The 18,581-nt window shown below is 58.5% G+C and carries 17 protein-coding genes; 10 read left to right on the plus strand and 7 right to left on the minus strand.

Translation table 11 applies throughout. The features are described from left to right. Positions 1–28: 28 nt before the first annotated feature. The 7 genes from ACTJK5_RS19980 (at position 29) to ACTJK5_RS20010 (ending at position 6,532) form a co-directional block, all read left to right on the plus strand. Positions 29–625, plus strand: coding sequence for a nicotinate-nucleotide adenylyltransferase (locus tag ACTJK5_RS19980; protein WP_440613134.1), 597 nt, complete (start codon positions 29–31; stop codon positions 623–625). A 99-nt stretch (positions 626–724) separates the two neighbouring features. Then, positions 725–1,162 carry a ribosome silencing factor gene (gene rsfS / locus ACTJK5_RS19985; RefSeq protein WP_162739588.1) on the plus strand — a complete coding sequence of 146 codons (438 nt, stop codon included), beginning with the start codon at positions 725–727 and terminating at the stop codon, positions 1,160–1,162. A gap of 203 nt (positions 1,163–1,365) precedes the next feature. After that, positions 1,366–1,848 (plus strand): 23S rRNA (pseudouridine(1915)-N(3))-methyltransferase RlmH, encoded by a 483-nt coding sequence (gene rlmH / locus ACTJK5_RS19990; RefSeq protein WP_112359182.1) that lies wholly within the window; start codon positions 1,366–1,368, stop codon positions 1,846–1,848. 120 nt (positions 1,849–1,968) lie between these two features. Next, complete coding sequence (locus ACTJK5_RS19995) at positions 1,969–3,396, plus strand: murein hydrolase activator EnvC family protein (protein WP_438371399.1); 1,428 nt, start codon at positions 1,969–1,971, stop codon at positions 3,394–3,396. Continuing rightward, positions 3,386–4,714 carry a S41 family peptidase gene (locus tag ACTJK5_RS20000; protein WP_062424753.1) on the plus strand — a complete coding sequence of 443 codons (1,329 nt, stop codon included), beginning with the start codon at positions 3,386–3,388 and terminating at the stop codon, positions 4,712–4,714. The genes ACTJK5_RS19995 and ACTJK5_RS20000 overlap by 11 nt, the downstream gene beginning before the upstream one ends. A gap of 81 nt (positions 4,715–4,795) precedes the next feature. Further along, a complete protein-coding gene (locus ACTJK5_RS20005; RefSeq protein WP_112359181.1) occupies positions 4,796–5,986 on the plus strand; it encodes a divergent polysaccharide deacetylase family protein in 1,191 nt (396 codons plus the stop codon). Between the two features lie 36 nt (positions 5,987–6,022). Then, the gene (locus ACTJK5_RS20010) at positions 6,023–6,532 is read left to right on the plus strand and encodes an RNA pyrophosphohydrolase (protein ID WP_062424751.1); all 510 of its coding nucleotides are present in this window, start codon (positions 6,023–6,025) and stop codon (positions 6,530–6,532) included. Positions 6,533–6,604: 72 nt separating this feature from the next. On the opposite strand, the gene bfr is transcribed toward ACTJK5_RS20010, so the two are convergent. The 4 genes from bfr to ACTJK5_RS20030 form a co-directional block, all read right to left on the minus strand. Beyond that, positions 6,605–7,096, minus strand: coding sequence for a bacterioferritin (gene bfr / locus ACTJK5_RS20015; RefSeq protein ID WP_027673553.1), 492 nt, complete (start codon positions 7,094–7,096; stop codon positions 6,605–6,607). After that, a complete protein-coding gene (locus tag ACTJK5_RS20020) occupies positions 7,062–7,373 on the minus strand; it encodes a (2Fe-2S)-binding protein (RefSeq protein ID WP_082447437.1) in 312 nt (103 codons plus the stop codon). Before ACTJK5_RS20020 ends, bfr begins: the two co-directional genes overlap by 35 nt. 248 nt (positions 7,374–7,621) lie before the next feature. Then, complete coding sequence (phbB, locus tag ACTJK5_RS20025) at positions 7,622–8,347, minus strand: acetoacetyl-CoA reductase (RefSeq protein ID WP_062424808.1); 726 nt, start codon at positions 8,345–8,347, stop codon at positions 7,622–7,624. Between the two features lie 71 nt (positions 8,348–8,418). Continuing rightward, positions 8,419–9,600 carry an acetyl-CoA C-acetyltransferase gene (locus tag ACTJK5_RS20030; RefSeq protein ID WP_062424750.1) on the minus strand — a complete coding sequence of 394 codons (1,182 nt, stop codon included), beginning with the start codon at positions 9,598–9,600 and terminating at the stop codon, positions 8,419–8,421. On the opposite strand from ACTJK5_RS20030, the gene ACTJK5_RS20035 reads away from it, so the two are divergent. Together ACTJK5_RS20035 and phaR are read left to right on the plus strand one after the other, a co-directional pair. After that, entirely contained in the window at positions 9,599–9,925 is a 327-nt protein-coding gene (locus tag ACTJK5_RS20035) for a hypothetical protein (RefSeq protein WP_162248428.1), read from the plus strand. The two genes, ACTJK5_RS20030 and ACTJK5_RS20035, sit on opposite strands and share 2 nt — an antisense overlap. Next, positions 9,844–10,422, plus strand: a complete 579-nt coding sequence (gene phaR / locus ACTJK5_RS20040) for a polyhydroxyalkanoate synthesis repressor PhaR (RefSeq protein ID WP_062424749.1) — start codon at positions 9,844–9,846, stop codon at positions 10,420–10,422. The genes ACTJK5_RS20035 and phaR overlap by 82 nt, the downstream gene beginning before the upstream one ends. Before the next feature lie 92 nt (positions 10,423–10,514). Here phaR and ACTJK5_RS20045 read toward each other — a convergent pair whose 3' ends face one another. Then, complete coding sequence (locus tag ACTJK5_RS20045) at positions 10,515–11,825, minus strand: MFS transporter (protein WP_440613135.1); 1,311 nt, start codon at positions 11,823–11,825, stop codon at positions 10,515–10,517. 147 nt (positions 11,826–11,972) lie between these two features. Beyond that, complete coding sequence (locus tag ACTJK5_RS20050; protein WP_440613082.1) at positions 11,973–16,736, minus strand: NAD-glutamate dehydrogenase; 4,764 nt, start codon at positions 16,734–16,736, stop codon at positions 11,973–11,975. 535 nt (positions 16,737–17,271) lie between these two features. Between ACTJK5_RS20050 and ACTJK5_RS20055 the strand changes: the two genes are divergently transcribed. Further along, positions 17,272–17,844, plus strand: a complete 573-nt coding sequence (locus ACTJK5_RS20055) for a CarD family transcriptional regulator (protein WP_027673546.1) — start codon at positions 17,272–17,274, stop codon at positions 17,842–17,844. Between the two features lie 121 nt (positions 17,845–17,965). Here the strand turns inward: ACTJK5_RS20055 and ACTJK5_RS20060 are convergent, their stop codons facing one another. Further along, positions 17,966–18,511, minus strand: coding sequence for a L,D-transpeptidase family protein (locus ACTJK5_RS20060; protein ID WP_112954475.1), 546 nt, complete (start codon positions 18,509–18,511; stop codon positions 17,966–17,968). Positions 18,512–18,581: the final 70 nt, after the last annotated feature.

Below are 18,581 nucleotides of genomic sequence, written 5' to 3' on the forward strand. Positions count from 1 at the left end.
TCGGGCACTTGACCAACGTTACCTGACCATGCCGCACACCGAGCGCGGCATGGTGATCGGTCTGTTCGGCGGGTCCTTCAATCCGCCCCATGACGGCCATGCGCTGGTGGCGGAAATTGCCATGCGGCGTCTCGGGCTCGATCAACTCTGGTGGATGGTGACGCCTGGCAATCCGTTGAAGAACCGAACAGAACTGGCACCGCTTGCCGACCGTATCGCCGCCTGCGAAAATCTCGTCACCGACCCGCGCATCAAGATCACCGCCTTCGAGCAGACACTCGGTGTCAGCTATACGGCCAATACGCTGGCAAAGGTAAAGGTGCGCAACCCACATGCCCATTTCATCTGGGTCATGGGGGCGGATAATCTCAGAACCTTTCATCACTGGCAAAAATGGCGGCTGATCGCCGAGACCTTTCCGATTGCCGTCATTGATCGCCCGGGTGCAACGCTTGCCTATCTTTCCTCCACCATGGCGCAGGCCTTCAGCCATGCCCGCATTGATGAGGATGATGCCGGTGTCTTGTGGAAGAAGCAGGCACCTGCCTGGGTCTTCATCCATGGACCGCGCTCGACGCTGAGCTCGACGGCTTTGCGCAACGGCAACAGCCCGTACCATAAATGAAGTGTGAGCGCTCGCGTCACTCCCCACATCTTGAAAAGTGAATCCAATGGTGCCACTTTTATGATGCGTCGTCGAGAATCGCGGCGCGCAGTATCTGTTTTGTCATTTCGGAAAGGAAAACCTCTGACAACAGTACACGCTAAGGGAAGAGCTTACAGCGCTATCCCAAAGGGCCAGGAGAGTGGCGTCGATGCCGCCCGTCGTGCCCTGGAAACCGTCCTTGCGAGTGTCGAGGACTCCAAAGCAGAAGATATCGTTTCCCTGAACATTGCCGGAAAATCGGCGCTGGCAGACTACATGGTGGTCGTGTCCGGGCGGTCGAACAGGCATGTGACGGCGATCTGCGAACATCTCATCACCGATATGAAGGATGAGGGTTTCGGCGGCGCGCGTGTCGAAGGCCTTGAGGCCGGCGACTGGGTGCTGATCGACGCAGGCGATGTCATCATCCACGTGTTCCGTCCTGAAGTGCGGGCGTTCTACAACATCGAAAAGATGTGGGCGACCCCGGACATCGAGGAAGAAACACTGCATTGATCGCGGGTTAGAGCATGCCGCGCAAACGTGTGCAGCGGTTTTGCGATAACGTCATGCGATAAAGCAAGGGAATAAGGCGTCAGCGCGAATCTGAGAGATCGCGACACGCTTTAGGCCGAAGGCTTTTCCGGTCGCATGGAAATCCGCAGCCAATCCTGCTACAAGCCGCAACCCGACAGGGTTGCGAACAGGCTGATATGTGAATGCGGATTTCAATTTTTGCAGTGGGACGGCTAAAATCCGGCCCTGAGAAAGAGCTTGCGTCTCGCTATCTGGATCGCTTCGCCAAGGCTGGCCCGGCGATTGGGCTGGAATTTGCCAAAATGATCGAGGTGCAGGAAAGCCGTGCCTCCAACCCCGAGACGCGTAAACGCGAAGAAGCGGCGATGCTGGAAAAGCATCTGGCCGACGGTGCTGCACTGATCCTTCTGGACGAGCGCGGCAAGGCGCTGGACAGTCCCGCTTTCGCCGAGCTTTTCGCCACCATGCGCGACAATGGCAAGCGCGATGTGGTGATTGCGATCGGCGGCGCGGACGGGCTCGACCCTTCGCTGAGCGAGAAGGCAACCGCCACGCTCTGCCTTGGCAAGCTGACCTGGCCGCACCAGATCGTCCGCTTCCTGATTTCCGAACAGCTTTACCGCGCCGTCACCATCCTGTCCGGCCACCCCTACCACCGGGTCTGAACCCGACACGCTTTCGTCGCAAATGCAGGTCTATCTCGCACTTTCATCAAGACCTCTTGGCGCAAAGCGGCGAAGCAGCGTATGGTCGCCAATCTTATCGAGCAGGTAAAAGACAATATCATGGGTCCAGCACGCGACACATTCCGGCTTGTGTCCCCAGCGGGTCGGCTTGCGCTGAAGGCAAGTGTCGCGCTTTTCATCGGACTGGCGTGTTTGACCATGTCGCGCGCCTCAGCTCAGGATGCCGCACCGGCCATTGCCACGACCACTCCACCGGCAGAATCACCGAGCGAATTGCAGGAACTGGAAACACGCCGTGACCAGAACCGCCAGGATCTGCAGGAACTGGTGGACAGCATTGGACTGTCGGAGGACAAGGCGAGGCAGCTTGAAGAGAGCATTGTAGCGCTCAATCAGGACACGGCCCGGATCAAGGAAGAACTGATCGCCTCGGCACAGCGCCGCAAGGATCTGGAAGCCAAGATCAGCGACGGCGAGGACCGTCTCGCGAAGCTGAGTGTGCGCGAGGACGATGTGAAAGCCTCGCTTCGCGAGCGCCGCGGTGTTCTGGCGGAGGTGCTGGCCGCGCTGCAGCGCATGGGCCGCAATCCGCCACCTGCCCTTCTGGTCTCTCCCGAAGATGCACTCGCCTCCGTTAGAAGCGCGATCCTGCTCGGCGCCGTCGTTCCCGGCATTCGCGCCGAGACCGACAAGCTTGTCTCCGCTCTCAAAGAATTGACTGACCTGCGCCAGGCGATTGCTGGAGAGCGTGAACAGTTGACCGGCATGATGACGGCAAGTCTGGAAGAGGAAAAGCGGCTCGATCTGCTGCGTGCCGAAAACGACAAGAAGAGCAGCCAGACGACCGCCGATCTTGAGGCAGAACGCAAGCGATCAGAAGAACTTGCAAGCAAGGCGACCAGCCTGGAGGGCCTCGTCTCATCGCTTGAAAACGAGATTTCCTCTGTGCGCGACGCCAAGGAAAAGGCGCGTCTGGAAGAGGAGCGAATCGCCCGTCTTCCGCCTGCCGAGCGGGACAAATTGGAGGCGCAAACCGAGGCCGGGGTGCCCGATAAAAACCGCATTGCGCCAGCATATCCGTTTTCGAGCTTGAAGGGTAAGCTGGCAATGCCGGTTTCCGGAGAGGTGCTGAGACGCTTCGGCGATGCCGACGGAACAGGCCATTTCTCCAAGGGAATCGTCGTGGCGACCGGCCCGGAAGCACTGGTAACAGCGCCAGCCGATGGCTTTGTGGTTTTTGCTGGAGAATTTCGCAGCTACGGCCGCATGATCATTCTCAATGCTGGCGACGGTTATCATTTGGTACTGACGGGCATGGACAATGTGAGAACGCGGCAGGGCATGTTCGTTTTCTCCGGTGAGCCGATTGCCTCCATGGGCGTAAAAAGAGTGGCGAGTGCGGCGGCTTTGGCGCTGGAAACTGACAAGCCAACGCTTTACATTGAATTCAGAAAAGACGGAGTGCCGGTTGATTCTCAACCCTGGTGGTCCGCAAAAAATACCGGAAGGGCGCGTAATGATTCGTAAGGCTTCGCTTCTTCTCATCGGTGGGCTCATGGGCGCCACAGCGATGAGCGTCATCTATTCTGCCAGCCTGCCGGCGCAGGCAGCAGGCCCTTCCACCTACAAGGAGCTCTCGATTTTCGGCGATGTCTTCGAGCGGGTGCGTGCGCAATATGTAACGCCGCCGGATGACAAGAAGCTGGTTGAAAACGCCATCAACGGCATGCTGAGCTCGCTCGATCCGCATTCGAGCTTCATGAATGCCGAAGATGCCAACGACATGCGCACCCAGACCAAGGGTGAGTTTGGCGGCCTCGGCATCGAAGTGACCATGGAAAACGAGCTGGTCAAGGTCATCTCGCCGATGGACGATACGCCCGCTGCCAAGGCTGGCATTCTTGCCGGCGACTTCATTTCCGAAATCGACGGACAGCCGGTGCGCGGCCTGAAGCTGGAAGACGCGGTCGAGAAGATGCGCGGCGCCGTCAAGACGCCGATCAAGCTCACCATCATCCGCCAGGGCGCCGACAAACCGCTCGACATCACCGTCATGCGTGACATCATCGCGGTCCGCGCCGTCAAGTCGCGCGTCGAAGGTGGCGATGTTGGTTACCTGCGCGTCATCTCCTTTACCGAGAAGACCTATGACGATCTCGAAAAGGCGATCAAGAAGATCAAGCAGGACGTTCCAGCCGACAAGCTCAAGGGCTATGTGCTCGATCTGCGCTTGAACCCGGGCGGTCTGCTCGACCAGGCGATCAACGTGTCCGACGCCTTCCTCGAGCGCGGCGAAGTGGTCTCCACCCGTGGCCGTAATCCGGATGAAACCCGGAGATTCAACGCCACGGCTGGCGACCTGACCGACGGCAAGCCCGTCATCGTTCTGATCAACGGCGGCTCCGCCTCGGCGTCCGAGATTGTCGCAGGTGCCTTGCAGGATCTGCGTCGTGCGACGGTTGTCGGCACGCGTTCCTTCGGCAAGGGTTCGGTTCAGACAATCATACCGCTTGGCGAAACCGGCGCTCTGCGCCTGACGACGGCGCTCTATTACACGCCGTCCGGCAAATCCATCCAGGGCACCGGCATTACTCCGGACATCAAGGTGGAGCAGCCTCTGCCGCCGGAGCTTCAGGGTCGTGTTCGCGCCGAAGGCGAATCCAGCCTGCGCGGTCACATCCAGGGCCAGAGCGAAACCGAAGAAGGTTCGGGCTCTGCAGCTTACGTTCCGCCGGAAGCCAAGGACGACATCCAGCTGAACTATGCGCTGGACCTGCTGCATGGCACCAAGACCGACGCCTCCTTCCCGCCAAACCCGGAAAAGGCAGTCGTCAACAAGCAGTAAGACATCAAAGGCATCGGTCCAAGGCCGGTGCCTTTTCCTGTCCGGTCAGACGTCAATCACGCATCAGCCACGGAAACACCATTGTCATCAGACCTGCGTAAACCGCTCATGGGTCGGAAGCGTAAACAGAGCGTCGGGTTCGTCCGGCGCTTTTCTGTGTTGACGCTGCTTGCGGTTCTCGCAGGCGGCGGTGTGGCCGGGCTATCCCTCTATACGGCGCTTTCTCCCGGCAATCTGGCGAAAAGCTCCACCGCACCGGATGTGGCGCTGGGACCGGCAGGAGCGACGCCGGATCAGGCAGCATCGCCAAACGGGGATAGTGCCGTCGACCTCCAAAGCGGACGTTCCGGCGCCAATGTCCAGCGCAACACCATGTCGGACGGCAATGTCGTCTCCGTCTTTTCACCAAAAGACCGCACTGACAACGCGCCTGTGCTGATGACCGGCCAGACGGTTGGCCAGGACCCGCGTGTGGCGATGCGACCGAATGACGAACTGCTGGAGGAGAGCCCTTTCGGCAGGCTTCCCATTATCAGCGCCGACGGGCTGAAGCCGATGGATCAATATGCAAGGCCCTGGTCCGGGGCACGCGGCACCCGCATCGCCATCGTGGTCGGCGGGCTGGGGCTTAGCCAGACGGGCACGCAGAAGGCCATCAAAGAGCTTCCCCCGGAAGTCACCCTTGGCTTTGCCGCGACTGGCAACAGCCTGCAGCGCTGGATGCAGGAGGGCCGTCGTGAGGGCCATGAGGTCCTGCTGCAGATCCCCTTCGAGCCCTTCGGCTATCCCGGCACCGATCCGGGTCCCGACACGCTGCTGGTCTCCGATCCGGCCAAGATCAATCTGGAACGGCTTCACCGGTCCATGGCCAAGATCACCAACTATACCGGCGTGATGAACTATCTCGGCGCGCGCTTCATGGCCGATGACAAGGCGCTTGAGCCGGTGCTGCGCGATGTCGGCCAGCGTGGCCTGCTGTTTCTGGATGACGGATCGTCCGCGCAATCGCGCACCGGCATCATCGCGAAGGCCGTGTCCACGCCCGTAGGCTTTGCCGATCTGCAACTGGACGATCAGGTGAATGACGCCGCCATCCTGCGCAAGCTGGACGATCTGGAGCGGATTGCGCGGCGCAACGGTTCCGCCATCGGTGTCGCTTCTGCCTTCGATGAGAGCGTTGCCGCCATCTCCAAATGGTCGGTCGAAGCGGCAGCGCGCGGCATCGAGATCGTCGGCGTTTCCGCGCTTGTCTCGCAAGACGGCAAACAGTAAGTCTGCTCCACCAACAATCAACATCCAGGTTCAAGAATGTCGATCAAAGCAGACGATCTGCCCTACCGCCCCTGCGCCGGTATCATGGTTCTGAACGATAAGGGCCTCGTCTGGGCCGGGCGCCGTATCTCTCAAGGCAATTCGGAGTTCGATGGCTCACCACAGCTCTGGCAGATGCCGCAAGGTGGTATCGATGACGGCGAGGCGCCGCTGGCTGCCGCCATCCGCGAACTCTATGAAGAAACGGGCATGAAGACGGTCACGCTGCTGGCCGAAGCACGCGACTGGATCCATTACGATCTGCCGCCGCATCTGATCGGCATCGGACTACGCGGCAAATATCGCGGTCAGGCACAGAAATGGTTTGCCTTCCGCTTTGATGGCGATGAGAGCGAAATCCAGATCAACCCGCCGCCCGGCAGCAACGAGGCGGAGTTCGACGCCTGGGACTGGAAGCCGATGGAAAGCCTGCCCGAGCTGATCGTACCCTTCAAGCGGTCGGTCTACGAACAGGTGGTCGAGCAATTCCGCCATCTGGCCCCATAAGAGCAATGAAAGCGTAAGAACAATAAAAAAGGCGGCATCTCTGCCGCCTTTTTCAATTCATTGCCAAAAGGATCACTCGGATTCTGCAGAATCGGCCGAGTCGGCATTGAGTTGGCCATACTTGGCTTCGCCGATCTTGTTGAGAAGATCGAGCTGCGTTTCGAGGAAGTCGATATGGCCTTCTTCGTCGATGAGGAGCTGTTCGAACAGCTTCATCGAAACGTAATCGCCAGCATCGTGACAGATATCGCGGGACTTCTTGTAGGCCGTGCGGGCGTCGTATTCGCCGGCGAGATCGGCTTCCAGCACTTCCTTGACGTTCTGGCCGATGCGCAAAGGTGCAACGGTCTGGAGGTTCGGATGGCCTTCGAGGAAAATGATGCGATCGATGATCTTGTCAGCGTGCTGCATCTCTTCGATCGATTCGGCGCGCTCTTTCTTGGCGAGCTTTGTGTAGCCCCAGTCGTTCAACAGCCGGTAGTGAAGCCAGTACTGGTTCACTGCACCGAGTTCGAGGAACAGTGCCTCGTTAAGCTGCTCGATGACTCTTTTGTCGCCTTTCAATGTCCGCTCTCCTGTGGTCTTCATGTAATTGTTTTAGGCGGGACATAAAATCAAAAACTTCGGCCTCAGTCGAGTGCCGACGTGCATGATATTCTTCCGTCGTTTTGATGATCAGGTCGACGACAGTCGGGAAACAGCCACAGCAACGGCCACGCTTCTGCATGGCATGATAGACTTTCGCTGGGACGATGAGCTGCCAACAGTCTTCATCAAGAAGCTCGTTGATGACATCGCGAATGTCGTTGTCGGTGATGTAATTGCAGCTACAAACCAGCATGATCCATTGCCTGCGTGACGCAACACGTTGTTTTTTCTGTTAAACCAAAACAGGACATTCGATGTCAAGAAAAACAACCACGCACTTTCGACATGTGATATGTTTAGATAGCTTCTAAACTGGACGAAAAGCTTCGTATTTTCATTGCTTTAGCGGAATCTTTAACAGAGCATCGCAGGTTAGCGTCTTTAGACCGAGTGCGTCACCACGCCGTCGATCACGGATTCGTGATGGGAAAGGTGATGCGATCAGGCGAAATATTGCCCGCCATTGGCCGTCAGCGTCGAGCCGGTGATGAAGCCAGCGTCGTCCGACGCCAGAAACAATGCGCATCGGGCGATCTCTTCCGGCTCACCCAATCGACCGACTGGAATATGCGGCAGGATGCGCTCGTTCAAAACGGTTTCGGGGATGGCACGGACCATCTCCGTGCCGATATAGCCTGGGCATATGGCGTTGACAGTGATGTTGCGCGAGGCACCTTCCTGCGCCAGCGCCTTTGTCAGGCCGATATCGCCGGCCTTGGACGCAGAGTAATTCGCCTGACCCGCCTGGCCTTTCTGGCCGTTGATCGACGAGATGGTGATGATGCGACCAAAGCCCCGCTCACGCATGCCGGGCCAGACCGGATGCGTCATATTGAAGACGCCGTTGAGATTGGTATCGACCACCTCACGCCACTGCTGCGGCGTCATCTTGTGGAACATGGCATCACGGGTAATGCCGGCATTGTTGACGAGAATGTCGATCGGTCCGAGCGTTCGCTCCACCTCGGCGACACCGGCCACGCAGGCATCGTAATCGCGCACATCCCATTGATAGGCAGGTATTCCAGTCGTTCGCCGAAAAGCCTCGGCGCGGTCCTCTGTGAAGGCGTAGTTGACCGCGACCTTATAACCGGCTGCATGAAACGCTTTTGCGATCGCAGCGCCGATGCCGCTTGTCCCACCCGTTACCAATGCCACCCGGCTCATCTTCAAGGCCCTCACTTTCAAAGCTTAGCCCTTTAGAGGGGCCAACGTGGCATTTCAATGATTTGGACCGATCACAGACCTTCGAGGCACATGGCAATGCCCATGCCGCCACCGATGCAAAGCGTCACCAAACCCTTGCGGGCCTGACGCCGTCTCATCTCGAAGACAAGCGTGTTCAGCACACGTGCACCGGATGCGCCGATCGGGTGGCCGATCGCAATCGCGCCGCCATTAACGTTGACGATCTCTGGGTCAAGACCGAGATCGCGAACCACGGCGCAGGATTGCGCGGCAAAGGCCTCATTGGCCTCGACCAGATCGAGATCGCCGACCGACCAGCCGGCCTTTGCCAGCGCCTTGCGCGAGGCGGGGATCGGGCCGGTTCCCATGATCTGCGGATCGACACCGGCCGTTGCCCAGGAGGCGATGCGCGCCAGAGGCTTGATATTGCGCCTTGCGGCCTCTTCTTCCGTCATCAGCAACACGGCGGCGGCACCGTCGTTAAGGCCGGATGCGTTGCCAGCCGTGACGCTGCCCTCCTTGTCGAAGGCGGGGCGAAGCTTCGTCAGCGCCTCCAGCGAGGCGCCTGCCCGGATATATTCGTCGGCGGCGATCGTCACATCGCCCTTGCGGCCCTTGATGACGAAGGGCGCGATCTCATCCTCAAAGCGCCCGGCCGCCTGTGCCGCCTCGGCGCGGTTTTGCGAACGCACCGCATATTCGTCCTGCTCCTCACGGGACAACTGCCACTGGCGGGCGATATTCTCTGCGGTGATGCCCATGTGATAGCCGTGGAAGGCATCGATCAAGCCGTCCTTCAACATGGTATCGACCATCTTGAAATCGCCCATCTTCACGCCGCCGCGCAAATGCGCCGCGTGGGGAGCCATCGACATGGATTCCTGCCCGCCCGCGACGATGATGGAGGCATCGCCAAGGGCGATCTGTTGGGCACCGAGTGCAACGGCGCGCAGGCCGGAACCGCAAAGCTGGTTGATGCCGAAGGCGGTTGCTTCCTGCGGAATGCCGGCCTTCATTGCGGCCTGGCGCGCCGGGTTCTGCCCCTCGCCGGCAGTCAGCACTTGTCCCAGGATCGCCTCATCGACGTCGGCAGCAGCAACGCCTGCCCGTTCCAGAACCGCAGTGAGGACGGATGCGCCAAGTTCGTGCGCCGGCGTATTGGCAAAGCTGCCGTTGAACGAGCCGACCGGCGTGCGTGCGGCGCTCGCGATCACAATGGAGGATGAAGGCATGGATGTTTCTCCCGAATTTTGGCGCGAGACTGTCAAAGCTTGGGGCGCAAGTCAATTTGGCCAAAAGGATTTGAAAGAACCCTGCACCGCAGCAGCCGCATGCTGCAAGATTGCTGCGCAAGAAAGTGACTGCTGCATCGCACAAACCATTTGTCAGATGCCTTTGTTTCAGCATACTCTTTTGAATGGGAAGAGCAAAAACACCAAGAAAACAAGAAAGACCGGCATCGCGAGGAGGCGAGGATGGGAAGACATGGCGGCGAGACCATTATCAAGAAATACGCCAACAGGCGGCTTTATAACACCGGGACCAGCACCTATGTGACGCTGGAAGACCTGGCGAAGATGGTCAAGCGCGGCGAAGAATTCAAGGTTCAGGACGCAAAGACATCGGAAGACATTACCCATGCCGTTCTGACGCAGATCATCGTCGAGCAGGAGGCCAAGACCGGCAACACACTTCTGCCAACCGCCTTTCTTCGACAGTTGATCTCCTATTACGGCGATCAGATGCAAATGGTCGTGCCGACCTTTCTCGAGCACTCGATGAAGACCTTCTCCGAGCAGCAGAGCCATATGCAGGAGCATATGAGCAAGGCTTTCGGCGACCCATCGTTGACAAAGAACTTCTCCGCACCTTTCCAGCTGATGGAAGAGCAGATCAAGCGCAATACCGAACTCTTCAAGCAGACAATGCAGATGTTCACGCCCTTTGCCGCCCCTGCATCAACGCCGAAGGAGCAGCGCAAGCCTGACGCCTCCGAGATCGACGAGTTGAAGGCACAACTGCGCAACCTTCAGACCAAGCTCGATCAGCTTTAAACTCAGTCAGCGCTAAAATGTTGAGCGGTTTGCGATAACGACATTCGATAAAAACCAAAGCGTGGGGCGAAGCTGAAAGATCGCGACACGCTTTAGATCGTCTTTGGCACTCTGAGTAGCAGCATAAATCCTGCGCCCAGGAACAGGATCAGCGTTGCCATGCCGATATGGGCGGAGCCAGTTGCATAAGTGGTTGCGGAAAACATCAGCGTTGCCATGAAGCTGGTGGCGCGCCCGGAAAGCGCATAGATACCGAAGTAGCGACCCGCTTCCGAAACGGTAATGTTGCGAGCCAGATAGGAGCGTGACGAGGCCTGCACCGGGCCGAAGGCAAGGCCGATCAGAACACCATAGACCAGATAAGCCTTTTCCGCCCCGCTGCTGAAGAGGCCTTGGGTTTCCTCCGTCGAGAACTGCAGCAGGCCAAACAGCGTCGATGTCCTCTCGGTCGAGACGATGCCAAACGTTGCCAGCAACAGCAGCAGCAGGCTGACGATAATCATCGTGCGTGAGCCGAGCCGCTGATCGAGCCGGCCAGCGGCAAAGCAGCCGCCAATGGCGACGATGTTGAGAATGATGCCGTAAATGCCGATTTCCATCGTCGCCCAGCCGAACATGCCAGCCGCGAAAGCACCACCGAGGATCAGCAGCCCGTTGACGCCATCCTGGTAGAGCATCCGCGCGATCAGAAAACGCGTGATCAGCGGGCGGTGGCGCAACTCCCTCAGCGTCGATGTCAATTCCGAAAGGCCCGAGCGTACCGCAAGCCCTAGTGGCAGCCCCTTCTTGACGTCCGGCGTGAAGAAAAACATCGGCAGGATAAAGATGAAATACCAGATCGCAGCGATCGGTCCGGTGATGCGGGCATCCTCTCCCGTTGCCGGGTCCAGACCGAAAAGCGGTGGCAGGCCGATGATGGTAAGGCCCGTCTGTGGGCTGGCCGCCATGAACAGCACGATGAAGATCAGCACGATCATTCCGCCAAGATAGCCAAGCCCCCAGGCGGTATTGGAAATCCGCCCGACATTTTCAGGTGTCGTCAGACGCGGCATCATGGAATCGTTGAAGACGATGGAGAACTCGGCCGCAATCGAGGCGAAGATCATGAAGAGGGCCGGCCACAGCACCGGTGATCCGGGCGCGGCAAACCACAACATCGCAAGACAGGCGATCTTGATGACGGCAAAAAACGCGATCCAGGGCTTTCGCGACCCGGACTGATCGGCAATCGATCCAAGGATCGGCGAGAAGATCGCAATGACAACGGACGAGATGGTCGCGACATTGCTCCAGAGCGTCTGCGCCGAGACCGGATCATCCGTCAGTCGGGCGACGAAGTAAGGCCCGAAGATGAAGGTAGTGACGACGGTGAAGAAGGGTTGCGCTGCCCAATCGAACAGCATCCAACCCCAGATCCCCTTGGCGTCCGTTTTTGGCGCATCGGCCTTGGGCTCGACCGATTCTGTCACACGGAAAGAAGAACTCAATGGATTGCCTTTCCGCATGCAGGCGACCCGGCTTTTGCAGCCGGGTCTTTTTACTGTTGGGCCTTATACGCTTCTGGTCTGGACTATATCCGAAAGCAGACCGGCGGCAACGGTGAGGCGCGCCAGATTCGTCTCGCCACTATCGCTGAGTGCAGCAAGTTCGGAGACGATGCGATTGACGCGCACACGATCGGCTGCATACCAGGCCTGCACCGGGTTCTTCTCTTTCGCGTAATCCGTCAGCGCCGAAACCACGATGCGGCGGCGGGAAGAGGCGATCTGGTCCTGGCTGCGCAGCAGCGCGAGGCTCTCATAGTGATCAGCCGGGCTGACCCGCTGGCTGGCATCCAGAAGCCTTGCGACGCGGAAGGTGGTGGAGACGGCCGCATAGCTTTCCGCCGCACGCGCTAGTGTCGTGCCGGCCTGATCGGCAATGAGCATGATTTCCGGCACATAGACCAGCAGGCGCAACGTCTCCAGTTCCTTGATCAGCGCGTGAGAAACGCTGTCGATCTCGGGAAGACCGATCTCCTCCTGATACTTGGCCGCTGCGGGAGAAAGCGTCTTGATCGCGCTCTTCAAGCGCTCGATCTCATCCTGCATGGCGCCGGTGATGGTACCTGCCGTCTGGAGATAAAGCCGCGTCGCATCGCCGAAGATCTGCATGACCCTGGCATAAAGATCGTTCTGCACCTCGCCGGAAATCTGCCCGTCGAGCGCGTCGATCTCGCTCCAAAGCCGCTTCAGGCCGAAACCATCCTCGACAATCATCGCTGCCTTGACGACGGCTGGAGCAAGCAGGCCGCTCGCGTCGACGAGTTTCTGCACGAAGCCCGGACCGCCACGATTGACCACCTGATTGGCCAGCGCCGTGGCGACGATTTCGCGATGCAGGCGATGGCTTGCAATATCCCCCGCATAGATCTTCTGCATCTTGCTCGGGAAGTAGTCCGTCAGCAGATGCTGCAGATAGGGCTCGTCGGGCAGGGTACTGGCCACCAGCGTGTCGAACAGCGTCAGCTTCGCATAGGACAGCAGAACGCCGATTTCAGGCCGGGTCAACGCCTTGCCGGCGGCATAGCGTTCGTTGAATTCCGCATCGTTCGGCAGCGTCTCCACCTTGCGGTTCAACTGACCGGAGGATTCCAGTGCTGCCATCAGACGGCCCAACTCTTCGCGGTTGCCGGTCCCCTTGCGCTCGACAAGCGAAATGGCCAAAGACTGGAGGTAGTTGTTGCGCAGCACCAGTTGCGCCACTTCCGATGTCATGGAGGCCAGCAACTGGTTGCGCTTCGGCAATGTCAGGCGACCGTCATTGACGGCGGATGCGAGTGCAATCTTGATATTGACCTCGACGTCCGAGGAATTGACGCCGGCGGAATTGTCGATGGCATCCGAGTTGCAGCGCCCGCCGGACAGCGCATAGGCGATACGGCCCTTCTGGGTGATGCCGAGATTGGCCCCCTCGCCGATCACTTTGGCGCGCACTTCCGTGGCGTTGATGCGGATCGGATCGTTGGCGCGATCCCCCACCTCGGCATTGGTTTCCACCGCAGCCTTCACATAGGTACCGATACCGCCAAACCACAGGAGATCGGCGGGGGCTTTGAGGATCGCCGTCATGATCTCGAAGGGCGTTGCCACCGTCTTGTCGATGCCGATTGCGGCAGCGGCTTCCGCCGTCAGGGTCACGGATTTCTCCGCACGCGAGATGATCATCGCGCCCTTGGCGAGTGTCGAGCGGTCGTAATCCTGCCAGCTGGAACGCGGCAGTTCGAAGAGACGCTTTCTCTCAGCGAAAGACACGGCGGTGTCCGGCGTCGGATCGATGAAGATATCGCGGTGATCGAAGGCTGCGATCAGTTCGATCTTTTCCGACAGCAGCATGCCATTGCCGAAGACGTCGCCTGACATATCGCCCACACCGACGACCTTGAAGGGCGTCGTCTGGATATCGGTATCCATTTCCCGGAAGTGGCGCTTGACCGTTTCCCAGGCGCCTCGGGCGGTGATGCCCATCTTCTTGTGGTCGTAACCGGCAGAGCCACCAGAGGCAAAAGCGTCGTCGAGCCAGAAGCCCGCTTCGCGCGCAAGTCCGTTGGCGGTATCGGAGAAGGTTGCCGTTCCCTTGTCGGCCGCCACGACGAAGTAAGGGTCGTCGCCATCAAGTCGCACCGTATCGGCAGGCGCGACAATATCATCGCCAACGATATTGTCGGTGATGGAGAGCAGCGTGCGGATATAGGTCTTGTAAGCCTCCTTACCGGCATTGAAGATCTCGTCGCGGTTGCCACCGACGGGCAGCATCTTCGGATAGAAGCCGCCCTTGGCGCCGACCGGCACGATGACGGCATTCTTCACCTGCTGAGCTTTGACGAGGCCAAGCACTTCGGTGCGATAATCCTGGCCGCGATCCGACCAGCGAAGCCCGCCGCGCGCCACCTTACCGAAGCGCAGATGGACGCCTTCCACTTCCGTGCCGTAAACGAAGATTTCGCGGAAGGGACGCGGATCGGGAAGGCCATCGAGAAGCTTCGGATCGAATTTGAAGGCCAGCATCGCCTTCGGCGAACCGTCCTCGTTGCGCTGGAAATAGTTGGTGCGCAGCGTGGAATCGACGGCGTTGACGTAACGGCGAAGTGTGCGGTCCTCGTCCAGATTGGGTACGCCGGAAAGATCGGCCTCGATCGCCTTGTGCAGATCTGAAAGCTTGCGCAGGCGCGGTTTCTCGCCAAGCTTCGGATCGAAGCCATGGGCGAAAAGATCGAAAATTCTGCGTGCGATCACCGGGTATTTGAACAGTGTTTCGGAAATATGCTCCTGCGAGTAGACAATGCCCGTCTGGCGCAGATAGCGCGCATAGGCGCGAAGCACGGACACCTCGCGCACCGTCAGTCCGGCGGCAACGATCAGTCGGTTGAAATTGTCATTGTCGACGGTGCCATTGAAAGCGGCAAGAAACGCCTCTTCAAGCCTTGGCCCAATGACGGCAAGATCGAGCGTGACGCCTGGCTGGACCCGAAGCTCCATGTCGTGAAGGACGATGAAATCGGTGTTTTCACCGGAGACGACACCAATGTCGAACGTCCGTTCGCTGATGACGCTGAAGCCGAGATTTTCCAGAAGCGGCACGCGGCGCGACAGCGGCAGATGGCCGTCGCGGTGGAAGATTTTCAGCGAGAGAATATTCTCCGCCTGCTCAGCTGTCCGGTAGAATTCAATGCGGACTGCCTCGCCCTTGGCGGTTGCGACGATATCGGGCATGTCGCCGATCGCCTCTTCCGGCGTGAAGGCTTCCTGATAAGCCTGATCGACATCGAGAAGCGGAGCGCCAGGCTCTGAAAGCGCGGTGAGATGATCGATCCAGCGCGCAGCGATATCGCTGACGGCATCTTCCAGCCGGTCCTGCGCGATGCGCGGCGTCTTGCCGTTGCTGCGCCCGACGATGAAGTGGACGCGTGCAAGAGCGCCTTCCGGGAAGGCGGGGTAATAGGCCGAGATGTGGCCATCATAGACGCGGGCGAGATAGTCGCCGATCTTCTCGCGCACATAGGAATTATACTCCTCGCGCGGTACATAGATGATGACGGAGACGAATCGGTCGAAACGATCGATACGGGCAAGCACCCTCACCCGAGGGCGGTCGGCAAGCTCCATGATCTGCTCGGTGTAGCGCACCAGGAGATCGGTCTCGATCTGGAAGAGGTCGTCGCGCGGATAGGCTTCGAGGGTATTGTGCAGAATGCGTCCCGAGTGGCTGTTGGGGTCAAAGCCGAAATGCTCTTCGACCTCCAAGGCCTTGGCGCGCAGAAGCGGGATTTCATGGACCGAGCGGGTATAGGCCGTGGCGGTGAAGAGACCGACGATGCGCAACTCGCCGACGACATTGCCATCGGCATCGAAGCGCTTGATGCCGATATAATCCATATAGGCGCGGCGATGGACAAGCGACTTGACGTTGGCCTTGGTGACGATGAGAAAGTCCGGACCATCCAGAAACGCCAGAATTTCCGGCGTCGTCATCACTGCATCCTTGCCAAGCCTGAGCACCCGCACATCCGGGTCGCTCAAGATGCCCAGACCGACACCATCGCCACGCTCGATCTTGGCGGAGCTTCCCTTGCCGGAATAGCTATAGTCACGCATGCCGAGGAAGGTGAAATTGTCCTTGCGCAGCCATTCGAGAAACTCGGCGGCCTCGGTGCGATCCGCCTTGCGGCGCGACGATCCGCGCTCTTTCAACTCGTTCAGCGCCTCATCGAGCTTGGCAAGCATCGGCTTCCAGTCGCTATAGGCGGATTGCACCTGGGCGAGAACGAAGCGAAGCCGCTCCTTCAGCGCCTCGGCCGCTTGCGGCGCGACAGGGGCGATGTGCAACTGGATAAGGCTGATATTGTCTTGCGGCGCGTCTGTTTCCGGATCGGCCAGCCTGTAGCCGCCGGTCGCCTTGGCATCCGCTACCATGATGGGGTGAACAGCAAGATAAAGGCTGCGATAGCTGCTGGTCACCTCACCCATGACGGAGTCATAAAGGAAGGGCATGTTGCGCCCGACGATCGTCAGGACGGAGACCGGCACGTTACGCGGCGCGACCCCATCAACCTGGGCGATGCCGATATAGGGGCGATCAGCTTTCCAATGGGAAAGTTCGCTCAAAGCATGGCTTGCAGCCAGCGCCAACATTTCAGGCGAATAGTGCTCCACGTCGTCCGTGCTGGCACGACTAAAAAGTGTATTGGGATCGAGGAATGGCTTGCCGGTGGCCTCTGCCAGCTTTTTGGCTTTTTCGAGCTGTTTGTCGCGTTTTGGGTTGTTCCGGTAGCCCATTTTGCCTTCTTTCTTCCAAAAATATCCGCGTTTCGGCGATAAAAGGGAGAAAAATCGTGATTTTTCCCAAATTCGAATCGGATATTGGCGCGGAATTATGAATAGTTTAAGTGGCAATCGACAAATTGGCAGGGCGCAAAGAATTTAATCGATTCGGGATGGATCAGCGCTGGTCATCAGGCGTTTACCCGGGTGATTCTGTTAACGCCTCAGTGAAGCAGGTTGTGACTCCGTCGCCACGGTGCAAGCAAATTATTGATTTCCACCTATTTTTGTGGTAGACAGGAAAAACTGATCCACAGCGCGGCACTATCGTGCCCTAAAACACCTCGAAAGCAAGTCATCAATTGCACGCGGTTTCCGTGACATATCCTACTTTTGTGTTGTCGATCCCCGGATTGCAAGATGGTTTCTTTTTGCGTGCTCGGCTGGACCAGTGCGGAGTCACCTGACGGCTTGCCCCCGTCTCATCCGGGCCTGACCGACCCGACCCCGGAAACCCCCGGGTGTATGTAACAGGGAGTTTAAAAAACGAATGACGACCCAGCAGAAGAAATCTCCAGCGCGCCACGGTTTTAAAACCGGAGAAGCGATCGTTTATCCCGCTCACGGTGTCGGTACCATTTCGGCAATCGAAGAACAGGAAGTCGCGGGCATGAAGCTCGAACTTTTCGTCATCGATTTCGAGAAAGACAAGATGCGCCTCAAGGTGCCTGTCGCCAAGGCTGTCAGCATCGGCATGCGCAAGCTGTCCGAAGGGGATTTCGTCGAGCGTGCGCTGAAGGTTGTTCAGGGCAAGGCGCGCGTCAAGCGGACCATGTGGTCGCGTCGCGCGCAGGAATATGACGCGAAGATCAATTCCGGCGATCTGATCGCCATCGCAGAAGTGGTTCGCGATCTCTATCGCGCCGAGAACCAGCCTGAGCAGTCTTACTCCGAGCGTCAGCTTTACGAAGCAGCTCTCGATCGCATGGCTCGCGAAATTGCAGCCGTGAACAAGATGTCCGAAACCGAAGCTGTTCGCCTCGTTGAAGTCAACCTCAACAAGGGCCCCAAGCGCGGCAAGGCCGTCGAAGAAGACGATGCACCGGAAGAAGAAGCCGCATAAGGCTTTTCACCTACAGAATGTCAAAAAACCCGCCCGCCTCGTGGCGGGTTTTTTGTTTCTTTCGCAAAGATGGCCATTCTGTGTTGAGGGCCTCTCGACACATCATTCTTCACGCAAGTCCTTATACAACCTGGATAATCTGTCCCGGACGAAGATGGGGCAGAAGACGGCGCATGTCTCTGGGGTGCAGCGCAACGCAGCCGGCGGTCGGCTCGTAGCCCGGGCGGATCATGTGCATGAAGATGGCCGAGCCGCGATTGCGCTGCCTGGATCTGACATTCCAGTCGAGCACCAGACAGACATTATACAGCCCGTCTTCCCGGCAGATGTCTTCGTGACTTGGCTTGAATGGTGCTCTGACCAGCCGATTGTAGTTCGGGTCGCTTGGCGCATCGCACCACAACATCGACTTCACTGCGCGGCGCAACGTCAGAGGCGTCTGGACGGCGCGTATGCGTTCACCACGGATGAAGCCATACAGCAGCGGCATCTGAGCGATCGGCGTTTTGCCGTCACCTTCTCTCTTGAAAACAGAGCGTCCATTGCGACCAATCGCAGCCTGAAACGTTAAATGACCAAGCTGAACGATCGCTCGACTTGGGTTCAATGGTGACGGGCGGACGAGAAGCTTGGGTGGTAACGTTCGGAATTCAATCTTTCTGGTCATCACTCTTTTTCACGAGATTTTGCTTTGAAGATGCTTCGCCCGAACGTCATAGCACGCCGTTATTGCTGCA

The organism is Agrobacterium sp. 22094, from assembly GCF_052046015.1.
Lineage (GTDB): Bacteria > Pseudomonadota > Alphaproteobacteria > Rhizobiales > Rhizobiaceae > Agrobacterium > Agrobacterium cavarae.

Bases quoted from the DNA above. Each gene is read 5' to 3' on its own strand.
- ACTJK5_RS19980 (WP_440613134.1), top strand. From the start codon at position 29: ATGCCGCACACCGAGCGCGGCATGGTGATCGGTCTGTTCGGCGGGTCC.
- rlmH (WP_112359182.1), top strand. From the start codon at position 1,366: ATGCGGATTTCAATTTTTGCAGTGGGACGGCTAAAATCCGGCCCTGAG.
- ACTJK5_RS19995 (WP_438371399.1), top strand. From the start codon at position 1,969: ATGGGTCCAGCACGCGACACATTCCGGCTTGTGTCCCCAGCGGGTCGG.
- ACTJK5_RS20000 (WP_062424753.1), top strand. From the start codon at position 3,386: ATGATTCGTAAGGCTTCGCTTCTTCTCATCGGTGGGCTCATGGGCGCC.
- ACTJK5_RS20010 (WP_062424751.1), top strand. From the start codon at position 6,023: ATGTCGATCAAAGCAGACGATCTGCCCTACCGCCCCTGCGCCGGTATC.
- ACTJK5_RS20020 (WP_082447437.1), bottom strand. From the start codon at position 7,373: ATGCTGGTTTGTAGCTGCAATTACATCACCGACAACGACATTCGCGAT.
- phbB (WP_062424808.1), bottom strand. From the start codon at position 8,347: ATGAGCCGGGTGGCATTGGTAACGGGTGGGACAAGCGGCATCGGCGCT.
- ACTJK5_RS20035 (WP_162248428.1), top strand. From the start codon at position 9,599: ATGGATGTTTCTCCCGAATTTTGGCGCGAGACTGTCAAAGCTTGGGGC.
- ACTJK5_RS20030 (WP_062424750.1), bottom strand. From the start codon at position 9,600: ATGCCTTCATCCTCCATTGTGATCGCGAGCGCCGCACGCACGCCGGTC.
- phaR (WP_062424749.1), top strand. From the start codon at position 9,844: ATGGGAAGACATGGCGGCGAGACCATTATCAAGAAATACGCCAACAGG.
- ACTJK5_RS20045 (WP_440613135.1), bottom strand. From the start codon at position 11,825: ATGCTGTTCGATTGGGCAGCGCAACCCTTCTTCACCGTCGTCACTACC.
- ACTJK5_RS20050 (WP_440613082.1), bottom strand. From the start codon at position 16,736: ATGGGCTACCGGAACAACCCAAAACGCGACAAACAGCTCGAAAAAGCC.
- ACTJK5_RS20055 (WP_027673546.1), top strand. From the start codon at position 17,272: ATGACGACCCAGCAGAAGAAATCTCCAGCGCGCCACGGTTTTAAAACC.
- ACTJK5_RS20060 (WP_112954475.1), bottom strand. From the start codon at position 18,511: ATGACCAGAAAGATTGAATTCCGAACGTTACCACCCAAGCTTCTCGTC.